15 protein-coding genes and 1 tRNA gene are annotated in these 19,217 nt (G+C 34.8%); 4 read left to right on the top strand and 12 right to left on the bottom strand.

Annotated features, from left to right (window positions below):
- Both BM183_RS18445 and ytaF read right to left on the bottom strand, forming a co-directional pair.
- Positions 1 to 251: transposase zinc-binding domain-containing protein (locus tag BM183_RS18445; RefSeq protein ID WP_170847998.1), on the bottom strand; the 251-nt coding region annotated here is incomplete at its 3' end.
- Positions 252 to 572: 321 nt separating this feature from the next.
- On the bottom strand, positions 573 to 1,217 hold the full coding sequence (ytaF, locus tag BM183_RS18450; protein ID WP_091688772.1) for a sporulation membrane protein YtaF: 645 nt from the start codon (positions 1,215 to 1,217) through the stop codon (positions 573 to 575).
- A gap of 356 nt (positions 1,218 to 1,573) precedes the next feature.
- Between ytaF and BM183_RS18455 the strand changes: the two genes are divergently transcribed.
- The 3 genes from BM183_RS18455 to nifJ all read left to right on the top strand — a co-directional run bounded on the left by BM183_RS18455 (position 1,574) and on the right by nifJ (position 6,876).
- Complete coding sequence (locus BM183_RS18455; protein WP_091688774.1) at positions 1,574 to 2,317, top strand: NAD-dependent protein deacylase; 744 nt, start codon at positions 1,574 to 1,576, stop codon at positions 2,315 to 2,317.
- Between the two features lie 385 nt (positions 2,318 to 2,702).
- Positions 2,703 to 2,918: a CsbD family protein gene (locus BM183_RS18460; RefSeq protein ID WP_091688776.1), complete on the top strand. Its 216-nt coding sequence runs from the start codon at positions 2,703 to 2,705 to the stop codon at positions 2,916 to 2,918.
- Positions 2,919 to 3,330: 412 nt separating this feature from the next.
- The gene (gene nifJ / locus BM183_RS18465; protein WP_091688778.1) at positions 3,331 to 6,876 is read left to right on the top strand and encodes a pyruvate:ferredoxin (flavodoxin) oxidoreductase; all 3,546 of its coding nucleotides are present in this window, start codon (positions 3,331 to 3,333) and stop codon (positions 6,874 to 6,876) included.
- 198 nt (positions 6,877 to 7,074) lie between these two features.
- Here nifJ and BM183_RS18470 read toward each other — a convergent pair whose 3' ends face one another.
- The 9 genes from BM183_RS18470 to BM183_RS18515 all read right to left on the bottom strand — a co-directional run bounded on the left by BM183_RS18470 (position 7,075) and on the right by BM183_RS18515 (position 16,950).
- Complete coding sequence (locus BM183_RS18470) at positions 7,075 to 7,404, bottom strand: YmaF family protein (protein WP_091688780.1); 330 nt, start codon at positions 7,402 to 7,404, stop codon at positions 7,075 to 7,077.
- A 452-nt stretch (positions 7,405 to 7,856) separates the two neighbouring features.
- Entirely contained in the window at positions 7,857 to 9,179 is a 1,323-nt protein-coding gene (locus tag BM183_RS18475) for a HAMP domain-containing sensor histidine kinase (RefSeq protein ID WP_091688781.1), read from the bottom strand.
- A complete protein-coding gene (locus tag BM183_RS18480; RefSeq protein WP_091688783.1) occupies positions 9,151 to 9,867 on the bottom strand; it encodes a response regulator transcription factor in 717 nt (238 codons plus the stop codon). Before BM183_RS18480 ends, BM183_RS18475 begins: the two co-directional genes overlap by 29 nt.
- The gene (locus BM183_RS18485) at positions 9,848 to 10,915 is read right to left on the bottom strand and encodes a lysylphosphatidylglycerol synthase transmembrane domain-containing protein (RefSeq protein WP_091688785.1); all 1,068 of its coding nucleotides are present in this window, start codon (positions 10,913 to 10,915) and stop codon (positions 9,848 to 9,850) included. Before BM183_RS18485 ends, BM183_RS18480 begins: the two co-directional genes overlap by 20 nt.
- Positions 10,908 to 11,504: a polysaccharide deacetylase family protein gene (locus tag BM183_RS18490; protein WP_091688787.1), complete on the bottom strand. Its 597-nt coding sequence runs from the start codon at positions 11,502 to 11,504 to the stop codon at positions 10,908 to 10,910. The genes BM183_RS18485 and BM183_RS18490 overlap by 8 nt, the downstream gene beginning before the upstream one ends.
- Positions 11,476 to 12,651 carry an MGDG synthase family glycosyltransferase gene (locus tag BM183_RS18495; RefSeq protein WP_091688789.1) on the bottom strand — a complete coding sequence of 392 codons (1,176 nt, stop codon included), beginning with the start codon at positions 12,649 to 12,651 and terminating at the stop codon, positions 11,476 to 11,478. Before BM183_RS18495 ends, BM183_RS18490 begins: the two co-directional genes overlap by 29 nt.
- Before the next feature lie 411 nt (positions 12,652 to 13,062).
- The gene (locus BM183_RS18505) at positions 13,063 to 13,476 is read right to left on the bottom strand and encodes an ester cyclase (RefSeq protein WP_091688793.1); all 414 of its coding nucleotides are present in this window, start codon (positions 13,474 to 13,476) and stop codon (positions 13,063 to 13,065) included.
- A 292-nt stretch (positions 13,477 to 13,768) separates the two neighbouring features.
- On the bottom strand, positions 13,769 to 16,420 hold the full coding sequence (locus BM183_RS18510; RefSeq protein WP_170848080.1) for a MerR family transcriptional regulator: 2,652 nt from the start codon (positions 16,418 to 16,420) through the stop codon (positions 13,769 to 13,771).
- Positions 16,421 to 16,879: 459 nt separating this feature from the next.
- Positions 16,880 to 16,950: transfer RNA gene (locus BM183_RS18515), tRNA-Gly, on the bottom strand.
- A gap of 300 nt (positions 16,951 to 17,250) precedes the next feature.
- Between BM183_RS18515 and BM183_RS20835 the strand changes: the two genes are divergently transcribed.
- A complete protein-coding gene (locus BM183_RS20835; RefSeq protein ID WP_170848081.1) occupies positions 17,251 to 17,820 on the top strand; it encodes a hypothetical protein in 570 nt (189 codons plus the stop codon).
- A 136-nt stretch (positions 17,821 to 17,956) separates the two neighbouring features.
- On the opposite strand, the gene BM183_RS18525 is transcribed toward BM183_RS20835, so the two are convergent.
- A complete protein-coding gene (locus tag BM183_RS18525) occupies positions 17,957 to 19,162 on the bottom strand; it encodes an MFS transporter (protein ID WP_139221557.1) in 1,206 nt (401 codons plus the stop codon).
- Between the last annotated feature and the right edge of the window lie 55 nt (positions 19,163 to 19,217).

A 19,217-nucleotide genomic window follows, 5' to 3' on the forward strand; every position in this document is an offset into this window, starting at 1 on the left:
AGCTTAAAAGACATCATGGTAGAGCGGTCGTTGGAGTACTTGTTGCCACAGGTAGGGCAAAACTTGGAGTGACAGCGAAACGGAACGAATTTAAGTTCACCACAATGGGAACAGCCGTACATGGCACCGCCAAAGGAAGGATCGCCGCAGTTAATCATCTTTTCAATGTTTTCCATAACAACATGGCGAGGATGAAGAGAATATTTAATTATTTCATAATTGTCATTGAAAATCTTCTGTAATATATTCATATGACTATTATGAAACAGAATGACAAAAAAAGAAACCCCCAGATTCCCCTCATGAATGAGGGGCTAGGGGAGCTGATGTGCCGAAGACACTTTTTTATGTTCGTTTGTATTGTTATTAAAGACACTATTCAATTTTTTTAACATTTTTTCGTAATTACATCCTACTATTTACATCCTACGTAGTGAAGTGTCATTTCTAGTGTTCATTTCTCCATAGTGCCAATTTCTTTCAGAAATGAATGGTGAGAGTTCATCTCTTTTAATAACAAAATCAGCATCCTAAAATACCAAAGGGTTAGGGTGCTGATTTTGTTTACTTATTTAGAATAACCTTATAAAAGCCAGAGATATTAATATTATACCACTTAGCCAGGATAGGCGAAAAGGTACTTTGTCACTTAGCTTATTCCCTAAATATTCTCCTAATTTTACAGCCAGAACACTAAATAGCAAAGATGATATTAAGACTGCTAATATACTAACACTTGCCAATGCCGCACCAACACCAGCCACCAAACTGTCAATGGACAAAGCGATAGCAAGGGATAAAGCCTCTTTGGGTGAAAGTATTTTCGAATCATCGATATCGGCTTCTTTCGGATTAGCATAGATATTTAAAATGAAGTTTAGATTTAGCAGACTGAATTTGATTTGCTTATCTATTACGGTATGTTTATCAATTATAGATTTTATTATATTATCCAGTAGCTTGATGATGCCTAAAACAAATAAGATACCAAAGGAAACCAGATGTAATACCACACCAGGTATATATGGTTTGAGAAAAGTACCAAGTAAAAGTGAAATTCCTAGTACAACAGTACATAAGAACGAGATTACGTAGGCTGAAATCATGGGAATTTTAATTTTGTTACTACCATAGGCTAAACTTGCAATAAATGCATCGGTAGATAATGCGGTTACAAAAATTACTGATTCAATAATTTTAAATATTGTATAATTCATTATGCATACCCCAGATGTGTCATTGAAATTATTTTATGTGAAATGTCTGTACTTAGTTACCGTTTTATCAATAAATAACTATCCAATTATATTTTTAAGAATTTACAAGCTGCATTTACAATACAATACTGTCTTATAACGAAGTTAATATTCTTAATTATTTTTTTGTTCTCTTATAACTGCTTTTGAAAGAGAGTAAGAGTCCGGAAAGCAGAATCATTTAGAATCTTATTAAAGCAGTTTGAGGATGTTATTTATACTATTTCAAATATAAAGTTGCCTTTCTGGATACTATTTTATATGTTATAATTATAAGTTAGTACAAGTGATTCTGCTAATGATAGGAGGTAAATGCCATGAATAAAGAAACCTTAAATAAAGTTAAAGAAATTTTAAAAGAAAGTAATCATATTGTATTCTTTGGAGGTGCAGGGGTATCCACAGCCTCTAATATTCCGGATTTTCGATCTGCCACCGGTTTGTATAACAGAGCAACCGGTACTGATTATTCACCAGAATATATGCTAAGTCATACTTTCTTTACAAAGCATACCAAGGAATTCTATGATTACTTTAGAAATAATCTGTATTATCCGGATGCACAACCCAACAATGCCCATAAGGCGCTGGTTAAGTTGGAGGAAAAAGGGAAACTGAAAGCCATTGTTACGCAAAATATTGACGGACTTCATCAGCTTGCCGGCTCTAAAAATGTTATTGAATTTCATGGAAATGCTACCAGATTCTATTGTATGAAATGCGGGAAGAGGTATTCATCAGAATATGCCTTTCATAGGGTTGGTGTACCAAAGTGCGAAGATTGTGGAGGCACTATAAGGTTTGATGTTGTTTTATATGAAGAATCCATTGATGATAATATCTATAGATATGCAATTCATGCTATTAAGAATGCTGATGTTTTGATTGTAGGAGGTACTTCTTTAGTGGTATATCCTGCGGCAGGGCTGTTACAGTATTATAAGGGGGATAAATTAATCCTTATAAATAAGGACTGTACTCCAAATGACCATATGGCCGACTATATATTAAGTGGAGATATATCAGAAATCTTGTGGGAATTGGTGGAGGAGATTATTTAAGGAGCTTATAAAAAAGCAGGGATTGATATAATTATTTTTTATATTTTTTATTGGATTAGATTGTGAGAAATGTATCTCGAAACTGTTATCGAATTTTATAGAAATTATACTCTAATAAAATTATGGAAAAATATATGGCAAGATACTTTAACAAAAAGTATTGGTATGATACATTGAACAGAAAGTATATGTTTTTTTAACAAAAACATTTCAATTCAACTGCACACATAATAAGGATAAGTTAAAGATAACATAATTGTCAGAATAAATTAGAAAAATTATACACATATTATTACTGTTAGTATGTGTATGGTAAACGGATGATACATGTAAACATACCGGAAATGGACAAATATTTCCGGTAGTTCAGACAGGAGGTGCAGTTGTGGAAAATAGTATTAAGAATGAAAAAGATAAAGTCTTAGGTAAAGTAAAGGAATCATTGGGTAAGGTTTTTGATGATAATGAAATGGAGTTTGAAGGGAAAATGCAGACCATTAAAGGGGATATTGGAAATAAACTAGAGGATATCAAAGAAGATGTTTTAGATAAGACCAATGACATTTTAGACAATATGAAGAAAAGAAAGGAGCTCAAATAGAGCTCCTATTTTTATGTGAATGTATGGATAAGAAGAAATCGTATGATTTCTTTATTAAGGGTGAGAAGTCTAGTCTATTGATGGTTACATAATCTGGAACTTAGTGTAGTAAACGCCTTGCTGCAGAAGATGCTCTTCAGCATTATAACAGCAATAGTTTATTATTTATATGCTTCCCCTTTTTAACTATAAAAAAATTCTTAAATAAAATAATTATATAGTAAATTTACAAAATGGCAACTGCTATTAGGAAATTTCTTCATTATTTGCCTACAATATTTACAATTATACATTGATAATTTTATAACTAATTGAGGCATGCAGACCTTTACAAACTTTTAAATAAATGATAGAATTATGTCGATTAACAGGGAAATTTGACGACTGTGAATCAAAAAGGAGGAAATTTTAAATGACTAGAGCTAAACAATCAATGGATGGTAATACGGCTGCAGCTCATGTAGCATATGCGTTTACAGATGTTGCCGCTATTTATCCAATTACACCATCAAGTCCAATGGCCGATGTTGTTGACCAGTGGTCTGCTGCAGGATTAGAGAATATTTTCGGTAACCAGGTAAAGGTTGTTGAAATGCAATCCGAAGCAGGTGCGGCAGGAACAGTTCATGGTTCTCTTGCTGCAGGTGCAATTACTACTACATTTACAGCTTCTCAGGGACTTCTTCTAATGATCCCTAATATGTACAAGATTGCTGGTGAGCAACTTCCGTGTGTATTCGATGTATCTGCACGTACTGTAGCTACACATTCTCTTAACATCTTTGGAGACCATAGTGATGTATACGCTTGTCGTCAGACAGGTTTCGCTATGTTAGCTGAATCAAACCCACAAGAAGTAATGGACTTAAGCCCAGTTGCACATCTTGCAACAATTGAAGGAAAAGTTCCATTTATCAATTTCTTTGATGGATTCCGTACTTCTCATGAAATTCAAAAAATAGAAAAATGGGATTTTGAAGATTTAAAGGAAATGTGCAATATGGATGCTGTTAAAGCTTTCCGTGAACATGCACTAAATCCGGAGCGCCCTGCTATGCGTGGTTCTCATGAAAATGGAGACGTTTTCTTCCAACATCGTGAGGCATGTAACACAGCTTATGATGCTTTACCTGCTGTTGTTGAAAAATACATGGCAAAGATTAATGAAAAGCTTGGTACAGATTATGATTTATTCAACTATTATGGAGCTCCGGATGCTGACCGTGTCATCATTGCTATGGGATCTGTTTGTGATGTAGCTGAGGAAGTTATCGATTATTTAACAGCGAAAGGTGAAAAAGTCGGACTTGTTAAGGTTCGTTTATATCGCCCTTGGGTATCTAACAGCCTTATGAAAGTATTACCTAAGACAGTTAAAAAGATCGCTGTTCTTGACCGTACAAAAGAACCGGGTGCATTAGGGGATCCTCTTTATCTTGATGTTGCTGTAACTCTTCGTGAAGCAGGGATGAATGATGTTATCCTTACAGCCGGTCGCTATGGACTTGGTTCCAAGGACACACCGCCTTCATCTATCTTTGCTGTATACACAGAATTGCAGAAAGATGCTCCGAAAGCACGTTTTACAGTCGGTATCATAGATGATGTTACAAACTTAAGTTTACCGGAAGTAAAACCAGCTCCTATTACTTCCGCAGCAGGTACTGTAGAGTGTAAGTTCTGGGGTCTTGGCGGTGATGGTACAGTAGGTGCTAATAAGAATTCAACTAAGATTCTTGGTGACCATACAGATAAGTATATTCAGGCATATTTTCAATATGACTCTAAGAAAACCGGCGGTGTTACAATTTCACACCTTCGTTTTGGTGACAAACCAATTAAGAGCCCATATTATATAAATCAGGCTGACTTTGTGGCATGTCATAACCCATCCTATGTTGTTAAAGGATATAAGATGGTTCAGGATGTGAAACCGGGCGGAATCTTTATGATCAACTGTCAATGGTCCGATGAAGAATTAAGCACTAAGTTGAATGCCGAAGCTAAGAAATATATAGCTGATAACAACATTCAATTATATACAATCAACGCTATTGATAAAGCAATTGAGATTGGTATGGGTAAACGTACTAATACTATTCTTCAGTCAGCATTCTTTAAATTAGCAAATGTTCTGCCAATTGAAAAGGCTATTGAGTATATGAAAGCTGCTGCTAAGAAATCTTATGGTAAAAAAGGTGATGCAGTAGTAGAAATGAACTACAAAGCAATTGATGCCGGTGTAGATGCTCTTCATAAAGTAGAAGTTCCAGCTTCCTGGTCTAATCCAGAAGCAGATGCTCCGGAAACAGAAATAACAGGTCTTCCAAAGACAGTTAAGATGGTTAAGAATATTATGAATCCTATTAACTTAATGGATGGTGATAATCTACCTGTATCTGCATTTGTAGAGCATATAGATGGACAGTTTGAAATAGGTGCTTCCGCATATGAAAAACGTGGTATTGCTGTATCTGTACCAGAATGGAATCCGGAAACATGTATTCAATGTAACCAATGTGCATTTGTATGTTCCCATGCTACTATTCGTCCATTTATGTTAAGTGATGAGGAAGTAAAAGCGGCACCTTCTAACATTAAGATTTCTGATACAAAGCCTAAGGCTAGTGAATACAAGTACACAATGAGCGTATCTCCTTTAGATTGTATGGGATGTGGCGAATGTGTTACAGTATGTCCTTCCAATGCTATAACCATGGTTCCTCAGGAATCTCAGGCAGAAGAGCAACCAGTATTTAACTACTTAGTGGCTAATGTAGGTAAGAAACCAGGAATGCCAGCTGATACTACAGTTAAGGGATCTCAGTTTAATCAACCACTTCTTGAGTTCTCAGGTAGCTGTGCAGGATGTGCTGAAACATCTTATGCTCGTTTAATTACACAGCTTTTTGGTGAAAAAATGTATATTTCTAATGCTACAGGATGTTCATCTATCTGGGGCGGTCCTGCTGCAACTTGTCCATATACAGTTAATAAAGATTCCAAAAAGGGTCCTGCATGGGCTAATTCCTTATTTGAAGACAATGCAGAGCACGGATTCGGTATGTATTTAGGACAGAAGACTCTTCGTGATCAAGTTATCGCTAAACTTGAGAAGGTTGCTGCTTCTGAACAAGCATCCACAGAATTAAAAGCTGCTATTGCTAAGTTTATGGAAACAAAAGATAATACAACAGAAAACACTCCTGCCACTGACGTATTAGTTGCTGAACTTGAAAAAGCAGCTGCTGCAGGATGTGAATTATCTAAGGAAATTCTTGAAAAGAAACAATACCTTGCTAAAAAATCCGTATGGATTCTTGGTGGTGATGGATGGGCATATGACATCGGATTCGGTGGACTTGACCATGTACTTGCTTCAGGAGAGAATGTAAATGTTATGGTATTCGATACAGAAATGTACTCCAATACAGGAGGACAGGCTTCTAAAGCTTCTAATATCGGTGAAGTTTGTCAGTTTGCGGCTGCCGGTAAAGAGATTGGAAAGAAGAGCCTTGCTGAAATCGCTATGAGCTATGGTTATGTATATGTAGCACAAGTTGCTCTTGGTGCTAACCCAGCTCAGACTGTTAAAGTTATTGCTGAAGCAGAAGCTTATAACGGACCATCCTTAATCATCGGATATGCACCTTGTGAACTTCACGGAATCAAGGGAGGCATGAACCACTGTCAGGATGAAATGAAAGCTGCTGTTAAAGCTGGATATTGGAATCTATTCTCCTTCAATCCTGCTCTTAAAGCAGAAGGAAAGAATCCATTTACATTGACTTCTAAACCGGGAGATGGTTCTTATAAAGAATTCTTAAATAATGAAACACGTTACAGCCGTTTACATCGTTCCTTCCCTGAGCGTGCAGAAAAACTATATAGTGATTCTGAAAAGGCTGCACAGGAACGATATGAACATCTGTTAAAATTAGTGGAACTTTATAAATAATATGTATCAGGGAATTGATATATAAATAAGTATATTTATATATTTTTATATGGATATTAGAAAAACGAGTAGCCTCTCAATGGGTGGCTACTCGTTTTTTAAAATATAAATATGTAATGTATAGGGATATAGTGGAGCTGCCACAGGGAAGTACTTATTTGGTACTTAAGGTGTAAAATGTAATTACCAGATCAGATATTAACTCTTATTACTTGTGGGATCGTCGATTAATGTTGCAAACTTGAATCTGTGGGAATGACCATCATCAACAGTAGTTACAGATTCCAGATAATGAACATGAGTATTCCCCACAGGTATAGAAGTAGTGGTATTGCCATGAAATTCGTGATAATGTTCCCTGAAAAAATCTGTTTTAAATAGTACTTCATGATAATGATCCGTACCATATGGAATAGCATCACCAGAAATAGTAGCAAATCGATGGCTATGAGGATCTTGCAACTCAGCTATCTGAACGCTTCCCAGGATTTCGTGAACATGTGTCTGACGGTGTTGAGGATTATCCATAAATTTACCTATTATTTAAAATCTTAATTAATAATATGATAAATAATCAAAAAAATGCAGGTAAAATTAAAAGAAGGAAGCCATGAATTAGAAATCTATTTATAATTAGAGTATAGGCCAGAAGTCGAAGGACAAGAACACCCAACTGATATCAATGTGATATTGGACTATTTTCAATAAAAAACTGTTATATGATATCTATATAATAAATATTAGCTATTAAAACAGCATGAAACCTTCAGTTTTATTTATTTTATTTAACGGCTAGAAAAATGAAAATGAAATAGAATGAATCGAAGGAACATGCTAAAAAGGATTATATCACAAAATTGCTGGTATGTTAATAAAAAAATGTCGAAATATAAGACTTCTTGTCATTCATCCAGGCATAAACGACACTTCCAGACGTTGGGTTGCCTGGAAGATAACTACATCTGCAAAACAACATGGGTTTATGGAAACAGGTAAACAGGGAGAGTTATAATAACATGATAATTTTCATTCTCAATAAAGGTTCTCATTTCCCCTAAGTGTAGTTTAATGATTTCCTGACAATTAATGATTCCTACACCATGACTGTCAAGAGGGTTATTCTCCAGTATATAATTATTACCGGTAATATATAGGTTGTTATTAACGAGAGAAGCGGTATAAATGATAGGCTCACTCTTTCTGGCATATTTAATAAGATTCCCTTCCAGATTATTAAATACTCTCTCAATCTGCATTATGTCAACCTTTAAGAAGAACTCGTCTTGTAAATCCAATTCAATAACTACCTGGTATCCCTTATCTTTTAAGCTTTCTTCCATACTGCTGAGTAAATGTATTATAAATTCATTTCCGATAATGGTTTCAAAATTATAGGAATAATCTTTATTCTGATTTAGAAAATGAGAAAAAAGGTTATCTGTCAAGTCATTAATCAGAATGGATTTTTCCTTTATTTTTGTTAGAAACCGATTGAGTTCAACAGCATCTGAATACTTTCCTTCCAGTATTAAATCAATATAACTATTAACGGTAGTCAGTGGTGTGCGGATATCATGGGAGATGGATGTAACTAAATCATAATTTTTTTGCTTTAATATTTCCTCTTCTTTTCTCTGTAAGTCTAATTCCTTGCTCATGCGATTGATTGAATTAACCAGATCCGTAATTTCATCTTTTCTTTTTGACTGGATTTCAAAGGTTAAATTACCGCCTTCCAGAATCTGAATCCCTTTTTTAATTTCTAATATATCTCTTACAAGCTTCTTAAATTCACTAAATATTGAAATAAAGAACAAAAGAACGCAAAATATTCCTATAATATAATCCAGTCTTTGCTCAATCCGCTGCTTAAATAAAATAGTTACATATAAGCTGGCTTCTCCATCACGGAAGGTTATTACCTGAAATGGATTTTTGGCTGGCGCATAATAAATGTAGGATACTTTTGGAGTAATTCGAACAATATAGTCTAAGGAATCATAAATAACCTTGTTGTTATCAACTAGTTTAATATGAGTTAAGTTTTGTTTTTTGTCCCAGGCTTTAATAGCACTAATGTCTTTAATTGAAACTTCGTTTTCCGTTATATAATTCTGAAAATCCTGGCTTGTATTCAGGATTTTTTCATGATATACTTCCGAATTCACATTCATATGATCTATATAATAGACTGCAAGATTAATCAATAATAAATAAATAAGAATGCATATAAAGCCTGAGGAGGCAACCTTAAGCATCAGCTTTAATTCCAGTTTAGAAGACTTTATTCGATTCACCCACATAATACCCTCTTCCCCACATACTTTTCAAATGTTGTGGATTTTTTGGATCTTTCTCAATTTTCTTTCTAAGATTACTTATATGGACAACAATTGTATTATTATCTAAATAAGAATAATCCTGGCTCCATATGGATTCGTAAAGATTCTGCACAGAAAAAACCTTATTAGGATATCTCATCATTAAACATAATATGTCGTATTCAATGGGAGTTAATGTAATTGGAATATTATCTACCGTAACACTTTTCGTATTATCATCCATAATAATATTATCTATTTTGTAAATATTTTTCTTTTCTTTGTTAAAGGGTTGATAATGATAACAACGCCTCAGCAAGGCTTTTACACGAAATATCAATTCAGCATTGGAAAATGGTTTCACCATATAGTCATCCCCACCTGCGGAAAATCCAATTGCTTTATCAGATTCCATACCTTTTGCAGTTAAGAATAAAATAGGTGCAATGGATACATTACGGATTTCTTTACATACCTGAAAACCATTTTTCTCCGGCATGGCCACATCAAGAATGATTAAATCAATATTTTCGTCAACTAATTCAATAGCCTTTTTTCCGTCGGAAGCCATAATAACATCAAAACCTTCTGCTTTTAAAAGGATTTCAAGGATTTCACGAATATCGGCATCATCATCTGCAACTAAGATATTAATTTTGTTTTCCTTCAAGAAAATCACCTCGGATAGACTGTTTTGTAGTTCTGATATGTGTAAAAATATAAAAAATAAAACTTAATAGCAAGGGTAAATAGAAGCTTATAACTCGATTAATCAGCATGGCATAGGTTAACATATCCGATGGGAAAAATGCATTAAATACCTGTAAAAAACCACCTTGGGTAACCCCTTCTGCACCAGGCAGAGGGACTGCCGAAACTGAAATTGTCAATATTGACTGGCAGGTAATCATATCAAGAATACCCTTTGTCCTATATCCCATACTACAGTATACCAGATAGGGTATTGAATTTAAAGCCAGCATCTGTATTATTGAGAATAACAATATTTTTAAAAACAATAAAGGATGTGTCTTTAATATCATAGCCTTTTCATGATAGGATACAAGGCTTTTATCAAATCTGTTTTTAGTCTCATCTATGTTCTTAACCAGCCTTAATTTATTTCCGGCCTTTAAGATAAATGCTACAATAGAGGGGGCTAATTTCTTAGAGTACATAAGTGAGAAGAAAATAAAGATTGCCCCTGTATTCATAATCATACCATATATAAATAAATAACGCAGTTTACTTATAAAATATAATGCCTCAGAAAAACGAAGCAAAGTCATAATAAAGCCAATGAGGATCATGGCTATTTGATAAACATATACAATAAAAAAAATTGTAATGGAAGATGCAGCCATAGGGATTTTATCCTGTTTCATATAGTATATTTGAGCCGGCTGTCCTCCGCTGGCAGAAGGCGTAATAGAACTGAAGTAAAAACCAATGCTTGAGTATTCAAAACATCTGAAAAAAGGTATTTTGTGGTTCAGGGTTTTTAGTATTAGATAGATATTTATCGCTTCACAAATAACAAAGATAATTATCATACAAAATCCGCCAAAAAGATAAGCAAAATTAGCATTTGCTAATGCATTCTGTAAATCTTGTAAAGTATATCCTTTAAGGTAATATAAAATGGTAATAACAATAAGTACCAATAGAATCAGGATGCTGATTATTTGCTTTCTGGCTTTTATACTTTGATCATGCATGATTAAGAAACTCCTCGACAGTTACAAAATTGTAACCTTCTTCTTTTAATTTTGGTATTGCTATCTTAAGGGCATCTATGGTGTTAAAAGGAGAGCCCTTAACTCCCCCATACTTCTCACAGCCATCGTGAAGACAAATTATGGCACCATCAAAAATCTTTTTCTCAATTTTATTTGCCAATATCTCAGGAGTATTACCGGCTTTCCAATCTCCAACCATAACATCCCATAATACCATTTGTAAATTATGCTTCTTAACAAATATTTTGGTAAAAATATTTCTTACACCCCATGGGGGACGATAATATCTTATATTACAATCCATATTATGCAATAATTCTAAGCTTTTTGAAAAATCGTATTTCGTATACCCATAACCGCATAAAAAGGCATGCCTGTGCTCCAGAGAATGGAGGGCAATACAATGTCCTTCATTTTTCATCCGTTCAATTAATTCAGGATATTGAAGGGCATTTTTGGCCACTACAAAAAAAGAAGCTTTTATGTTTTCGTCTTTTAAAATGTCCAATATCTTTCGGGTATAAATCGGGTCCGGTCCGTCATCGAATGTTAAAACTAATCTTTTCATTTATATTGTAATCCTCCCTTATTGGCTGGTATATATTCTTAAAACCATTATTTGCCAAAGTATTTCCTTCACATATGGTCATTTCAAGAACCTTAGTTAATTTATATTTACTTAACTGGCCTTTAAGCTTTTGAATATTACTTTTGTAGTAATCTAAATGGCAATAATCCAGCATTTTTTCAATTTCCTCCAGACATTGTTTGCTATTACCATGAATAATGGTACCAATGCCCATTTTCTGAATGTATTGTGCATTATATATCTCTTGTTGCAGTGATGGATTTAAAGCCAATATAGGAACCTCTGCATAAATTGCTTCAAAAGTCGTAATTCCCCCTGGTTTTGTAATAATAATATCTGCTTGTTTCATGTAATCATAGACATTATCAACATATCCTAACACGGTAATGTTTTGATATCTGTCTTTCAGACGTTCATATAAACCATTATTTTTGCCGGTTATTATTGTAACCTTTGTGTTGGGTAATAGCTCTAAGCTTTCGTAAAAGTTGAAAGTCTTAGGGAGCATTCCAAGTCCACCGCCCATAATAAGAATATGTCTTAAATCCTTACTATTGGTGCTTTTAAAAAAATCGTTATTAAGAAACTCTAATCGAACCGGCAACCCGGTTTCAAATATTTTATCCGGTAATACGCCTTTTGATATAAATTTATCTGTTACAGACGGTGAGCCTACGAAATAAAAATCAGTATTCTTATTAATCCATTCAGAATGGCCGGTAATATCTGTGACACAGGTAATTAAAGGAATACAAGAACCGGTTTTCTCCTTATACATAGACATGAACTGAGAACAAACAGGAAGCGTGGAAATTATTATATCCGGTTTCTTTTCATCCATAAGCTTTGTAAAGCACTTTTTAAAAATTGCATTAAGATCTGGTTTCTGGTCTGTTTTCTTGTTTTCTAAAAGCCGATACCTGATATTATATATCTTACGGCCTTTGTTCACGAGAAAATGAAAAAATGAATAATATTTATTAGCTAATCTTGGTGATATATAATCCAGCCAATCGATTACTTCTACATCAGCATTAAAATGACTATTATCAATTTGCTGCTTGACTGCTAAAGCAGCTGTCATATGACCCATACCAAATTTTCCTGTCAATATGATTATTTTCATCTTCCATACTCCTCTATCTAAATTGCTTAATTAGAGTATAGTAGCTTAATATTTAGTTTCCATAAAGCAATTATTAAGAATTATTAAGATGAGAAAGGGATAGTAGAATTGATATTTGAAAGAGTATAAATGTTGAGCTGTAAAAAGACTTGTATATGGTTATAGATGCCTGTGCAGGAAGCAGTTGTGAAGAACACAAAAGACATTTATAGAAAGATATATACTGAGATAATAAAAAGCTGCATTTTTAGTTTCATTTTAACCAAAATGCAGCTTTTAATTTGTGCCGTAGATCAAACAGTGTTAAAGAAATTCCGCTTAATACCTTTATTTGCTTCTAATTTTGTTTATGGAATGAACAGGTAACGCAGGTTCAGCCAGCAATAATATATGATTTCAAATCGGTTTCCTTTATGGAGCAGGTTGAATAATCTTTGCTTCAAACAAAGCTTCAAATGTATTCGCTGCTCCTCCGTGTTCTACGATTTTTCCATCTACTACTTTGTCTATGTCAACGCCGGTAATGTATAATTTTTTACCAGTGGGCTTCATCCCTAACCATTCACCTTTATGTGTGCCTTCCATAACAAATTCAGAAATAACATACTCACCGTCACAATATTGACGTATAATTGTCATCTTTAAATCTGGATATGTTTTTTTAACTTCAATAATGTGTTGCTTCATTCCATCTATACCAACCGGAATAATTTTTTCCCCTATCCTGATTGTACAGTCATTTGATACATACTCTGGAACTTCCTCAATAAGGTTATTGGAAGTAACATGTTGGTAGAAATATTTGAATTTTTCTTTATTATCCATAATAGCCTCCTTTAACATGACACCACTTATATATTTCCAGGTTTAATCTGCCTATCCTTGCTTTAATATTAATAGCAATAGCTGATTTGATTCCTACTCATCTATTTAAAGTATACCATAAAATACAAGCTAAAAAGATGAAAACAGGTATCTTTTTAACTTGATTTTTATTTCATAGTAAAAAAGGTGAAAACTATAAAATCAAAGATTTTTTGTTTTACATCCCTGTTTAATAATACAATTGGCTCTCCTATGCTTTGTGGTACAGGTTTTGCTGTTGAACACAGATATTTCAGCCATGTTTATTCTCCTGAAAGGATTCAATCAAGGTAACAACATCCTCAATACATTTTGCAAATTCCAATAATTTAGCTGCGATTTGCCCTGGCGTCTCCTTATTCTGCAAGGCATTCAGTGTAACATTAAATCCGCCGCCCAAAGCCTCCAGATCCGTACCGTTGTCATTGTTCCAATAGCAGCCAGTTTGAGCATAAAGTTCAACAATCTGCGGAATAAACGTCAAATCCGGATTTAGCTGAAATGCCTTTTCCAAAAAGTCTTTACAACCGCCGCTGTTCGTGGCTAGGGCACAGATATAAACCGTATACATTCCCCAAGGATCAAATTCTTCTGCCTTGATACCGTTATAATATCCGTTTTCGATTTTGCTTGCCCATGCACGAAAAGCCTTTGCCCCAAAGCAATAGCTTGGATTTTCAAAGGATAAAACCTCAGGCAAGGTCAAAATACAATTTCGGAATATTTCTTTTAAGGAAATATCTTCTTTCTTTTCACCGATAAACAGCCATCCGTGGGAATGATTGTTTTCAGGTTCGTACCCATGGGGCAATAGGTCTTCCACAGCAATTCGGTCAGGTTCCTGGCCGTCTCCGCCTATATACAGCAGAGTCTTTCCATAATCTTCATAGCCTACAAGTACACCCCAGCTAAACCGGTTATGGGGATTTTTACCGTAATCGCTTAAAATCACGGGAATCCCCTTATCGATATAGGATATCAGGGTTTGGATATACATTCCCCGATTGGCAAGTAATTGTTTTATCGGCACATTTGTGCTTGCATAGCCGATTTTTGCGAAAATATTCTCAAGATAAGATTGATTATTTTCAAGACTGAGGTTATAATCCACAATCCCGTTTCCCCTAAAATAATCTTTTGAATAAAACTGGGTAAAATTTTCACCTGTCAGACCTGCAAAAAACCAATAATCAAAGTCTTTTTCACCAAGACATTCCATCAAAAAAGCCGCACAGCCGTTGAACCAGTAATTTTCCCCATATTCAGGGTGAACGATTTGTCTTAAATTAGGCAGAATATTATTGCTTTGTTTAACATTCATGATTAATTCTCCTTGTTTTGTATTTGCTTTCGGCTTGGTTTTAAGCTGAGAGATTTTGATGGAGCGAAACAGCTTTTTCCCCTGACCGTTTGTACCGATTATAATTGTCTGTGGTGTTTGTAAGTGTAAATTCATATCCATATAAGGAAACTTTACTCCGCAAAAACGAACTTCGTTATTTAAAATAACAGCAAAATGTTCTTTACCTACAATCCATGTCAGCTTATTATACTGATCATGGGGAATGTCCCCCATATGGGAATACGAAAATTCATTGCCCAGCACAGGCTGCTGAAAAGAAATAGCATGACTTTTCAGATCTTTGTCGGCATAGTTTTCCCCATTTATAGTGTAGGTGCAGTTTCCGTGGGAAAACCACAGGCTGCCTTCGGTGGTTCCCCAAAGATATTCCTCGCTTTTCTTTTCAGCTAAAAACTCGATATCAATACGGAAAGGTAACCTTACCGAAACGTTGGTGTTAAGCTTCCTTTCGGAAATCCATGCGATAAATTCTGCCTCACCGTTCTCCAAGACCTCATAATGAGGGTAGTAAATCGGCATGATTTTATGAAAATCCACGTCATATTCACGTAAAATGGGATTGGCCTCTTCAATTTGTTCAAAGGTTATACTTTGGAGTTGCTCAAAGTCGTTATAATCAGAAAAATCAGGCTTGCGCTGCTTAACAGGCAGAAAAATATTTACCCGCTCGCGTTTGCTATCTGGGGAAAACACGGATTCAATAAGGGTTGCCTCCCGTAAATCTCCATTGTGTTGAAAATCCACTTCATAGTTTGGGTTATCGTCAAAGCACTGTAACATCCTGTACTGCAAAGCCCCTAAATCCTCATCGGTAAAAGCAGAAGAAACTGCAAATAAACCACCGGAAAATTCTCTGTACACAAAGGGGCAATCCCCAGGAGGTTTATCCAGCTTTTGCATTAAGATAATGTCATTCCCATGTTGATACTCGAATAAGGTTCGGCTTCCCGGCCTGCCAAAAGGAATTTGATTTGAAGAAAGCCAGTCCCAAAAGCCATCCATGTCTGAAAGTCCGCTGCCCATTCTCACAGAAGTCACCACAAGCATGGACGGCAATGTTACAATATCCATATTCAACGGTTTTGCCAGTTTATCTGAAAGGGTGTTCAATCTTTCCATGGATAAATCCCGTTTTTCAATGGTTAGAAGTTCAGATTCCACCATTTCATAGAGCAGGGGCAAAGCAGATATTTGCGTAATTCCATGTGCGGTCATAGCGTTTAAAAAATCGTTGACATAAGTTTTAAGCTGGGAGAGGGTATTGATTTCATCATCGATTTCCTCAATTCGCTTGACAAAGCTCTGCACCAGTATTGCCATGTCCTGACTTTCATATATTTTCAGAATATCCTTGATGGGAATCTGCATTTTCCGCAGCACCAGAATCTGCTGTAATCGATTGATGTTTTTGCTATCATAAAAGCGGTATTTTTCAAAGGCCGGACGTTGGCTTTGCAGCAGACCTACCTGTTCATAATATCTTAATGATCTTGAGGATATCCCGAATTTTTCAGTAACCTTGGTAATTTTCATTAAGTCCATAACAATGCCCTCCATGTTATTCTATTGCTATTATATCAGTTGACCTAACGTCAAAGTCAATACTGGGGACAAAAATATTACTTTGTGTTAAAACACATAAACCGCCTTCAGAAAAGAGGCGGTTGTATGGTAAAGTTATGGAATATTCATGCTGCTGCCATCATGGAACCATACAGGTACAAAGCAGCACAGTTAAGATTTGCATAATGTTCCATTCTCTATACAGTATAAGAAGTTCATCAACCTTCTTACGCTACGATTCCGGCCATCCTCAATCCGTAGGATCCGGTGGGATTTCATTGTTGTGGGTGATCATAACGTGGCTCAAACCTCTCCAGTATGTCAAATAAGTCCAATTGTCACCCTATTGAAAGGAGAAAAATTAGGGCTGAGATGCCTGGAAAAGGTTTATGCCATGGAGTTTAACCCCATGGCATCTTTTACTACCTAAAATTTTACAGCGGATAACGGGAATCGAACCCGCAACACCAGCTTGGGAAGCTAACGTTTTACCATTAAACTATATCCGCATATATTAGTATGTATTATTAATTCAAATACATATAAAAACTTAAGTTAATTATATACCTAACAATTCAGATATACAATAATTTTATAAGTAAATATGAAAATTTATCTATAAATTTAATCCTGAGGGATATATTTTACAAGATATAACATTATACAACTCTCTTATTTTTCTTGACAATTTAAAAAAATTAGTATAAGATATACATGACATTACAGCTGACAAGACAGTAAATTAGTAAGTAGAAATCAAAATAAAAGGAAAAAAATTTGCATCTATTAAAGCAGAAAAGAGGAGAGATATGAGAAGACAAAACAAAGTACAAATCATAGCAATAGCAGCACTTCTTTGTGCACTTGGAATATTAATTCCAATGATTGCACCTAAGATAGTTATAGAGCCGGCATCCTTTACACTGGCAAGCCATGTACCCGTATTCATAGCCATGTTTATATCACCGGCAGTAGCTATATCCGTTGCATTCATAACAGGCTTAGGGTTCTTAATATCGGGATTTCCCCTTGTTATTGTATTACGTGCTTTATCCCATGCAATTTTTGCAGTCATCGGTGCCTATGCTTTAAAGAAAAATTCTAATCTAATAGCAACAGGTAAATCTAACTTCCTTTTTAATTTGGCAATTGCCATAATTCATGCAATAAGTGAAGTGGCAATTGTTACCTTCTTCTACTGGGGAAGCAGTATGACAAGTGCTTACTATGATAAAGGATACCTATTATCTGTTGTAGTTCTTGTAGGATTGGGGACTGTGATTCACAGTATGTTAGACTTTACAATTGCATTGTACGTGTGGAAACCTGTCCAAAAAGTCGTTACCGTTCCGATTAGTATAAAGTTATCTTCTAAATAAAAATTTCGTACCATATAAGAGTAGGGGAATTACTCCCTATTCTTATTTTTTAAATGGGTACGATGTACTATATTAACAAAACACTTTTTGAGTTCTCCATATGACATCAGGCAAAGGACACGAAATGCGATAACTTTTATCTTACGTCTTTCTTTGCATCTTCCGTAGATAAGCAAACTATGATAAATCCAATTCCCGTAACGATTGTACCAACTAATAACATGGCAGAAACACCTTTGGTATCCAGGATTCTTCCACCGGTAAAACTTCCGATTGCCCCTACAAGACTAAAGGTAGCCACTCCAACCATGGATTGACCTTTTACGCCATTTTTGGCATCGATTATTTCGTTAACATAATAGACGGAAGCCGGTGTAAATAATGCATAAGCAAATAACTGAAGTAATTGTGATAAATTTATGGTAAGCATATTTGGCGCTAGCCATACGATACCTGATTTTATAAAAAAGAAAAACGCGGAAATTTTTAAAAGAGTACTGCACTTAATTTTTTTTACAATAAGAATGAAAACGGCCATGGTAGGTAGTTCTAAACCTGCAGCAATGGCTAGAGATAATCCCATATCGGTATTATCGCCGCCAACATTTTCAACGATATTAATTAAATATGTATTAATAAGATTATGAGAATACATAACCATCGTCATTCCAACTAACAGAATAGTGAACTTTTTATAATTTTTTAGAAATTTAAAAATACCATCTGATTGCTTTTGCTCCGTTTCTATAACTTCCTTTTCCGGCAAAGGTAAAGAGCTGGTATCTATTCGAAATAGGATAAGGGCTGCTATGAATAATACATAACTTACAAGAAAAATCGGTAACAGAATATTACCGCTATGATAATTTAATACAATACCAAATCCAAATGAGGTTAAGGAAAATGCAATGGAACTAATTCCTCTTGCTAGTCCATAATTCATATGGATTCCCAGGTTCATATATTCTAATGCCAGTGAATTTAATAAAGATACCAAAGTTATCTGAATGGCCATTATGAACATAAAACAAATGGTTATAAATATGTAGGAATCAGGTATGATCACTAATATAATTCCAAGTGATAATACGATAAGCATAAGAACCATAGTAATAGTTCTTAATGAGACTTTAGTTGTTCTGTCTGCAAAGCCTGCCACTAAAGGCTGTATAATAATAGATAGTACAGAAGCCAGGGAAAGTGTTATACCGACCTGTGTATTATCAAAACCTCTGGACTTGAGATATACATTTGCAAATCCTAAGACGAAACATTGACAGATCCAGAATACACTTTGCAAAAGTGCATATTTTAAGGTTAATTCTCTTGATATTTTTCCCATATTACTCACGAAGATGCTTCATAATAAGGATTTTAAAAGTTTTTATATCTAAGAA

Source organism: Anaerocolumna aminovalerica (genome assembly GCF_900115365.1).
Taxonomy (GTDB): Bacteria; Bacillota; Clostridia; order Lachnospirales; family Lachnospiraceae; genus Anaerocolumna; species Anaerocolumna aminovalerica.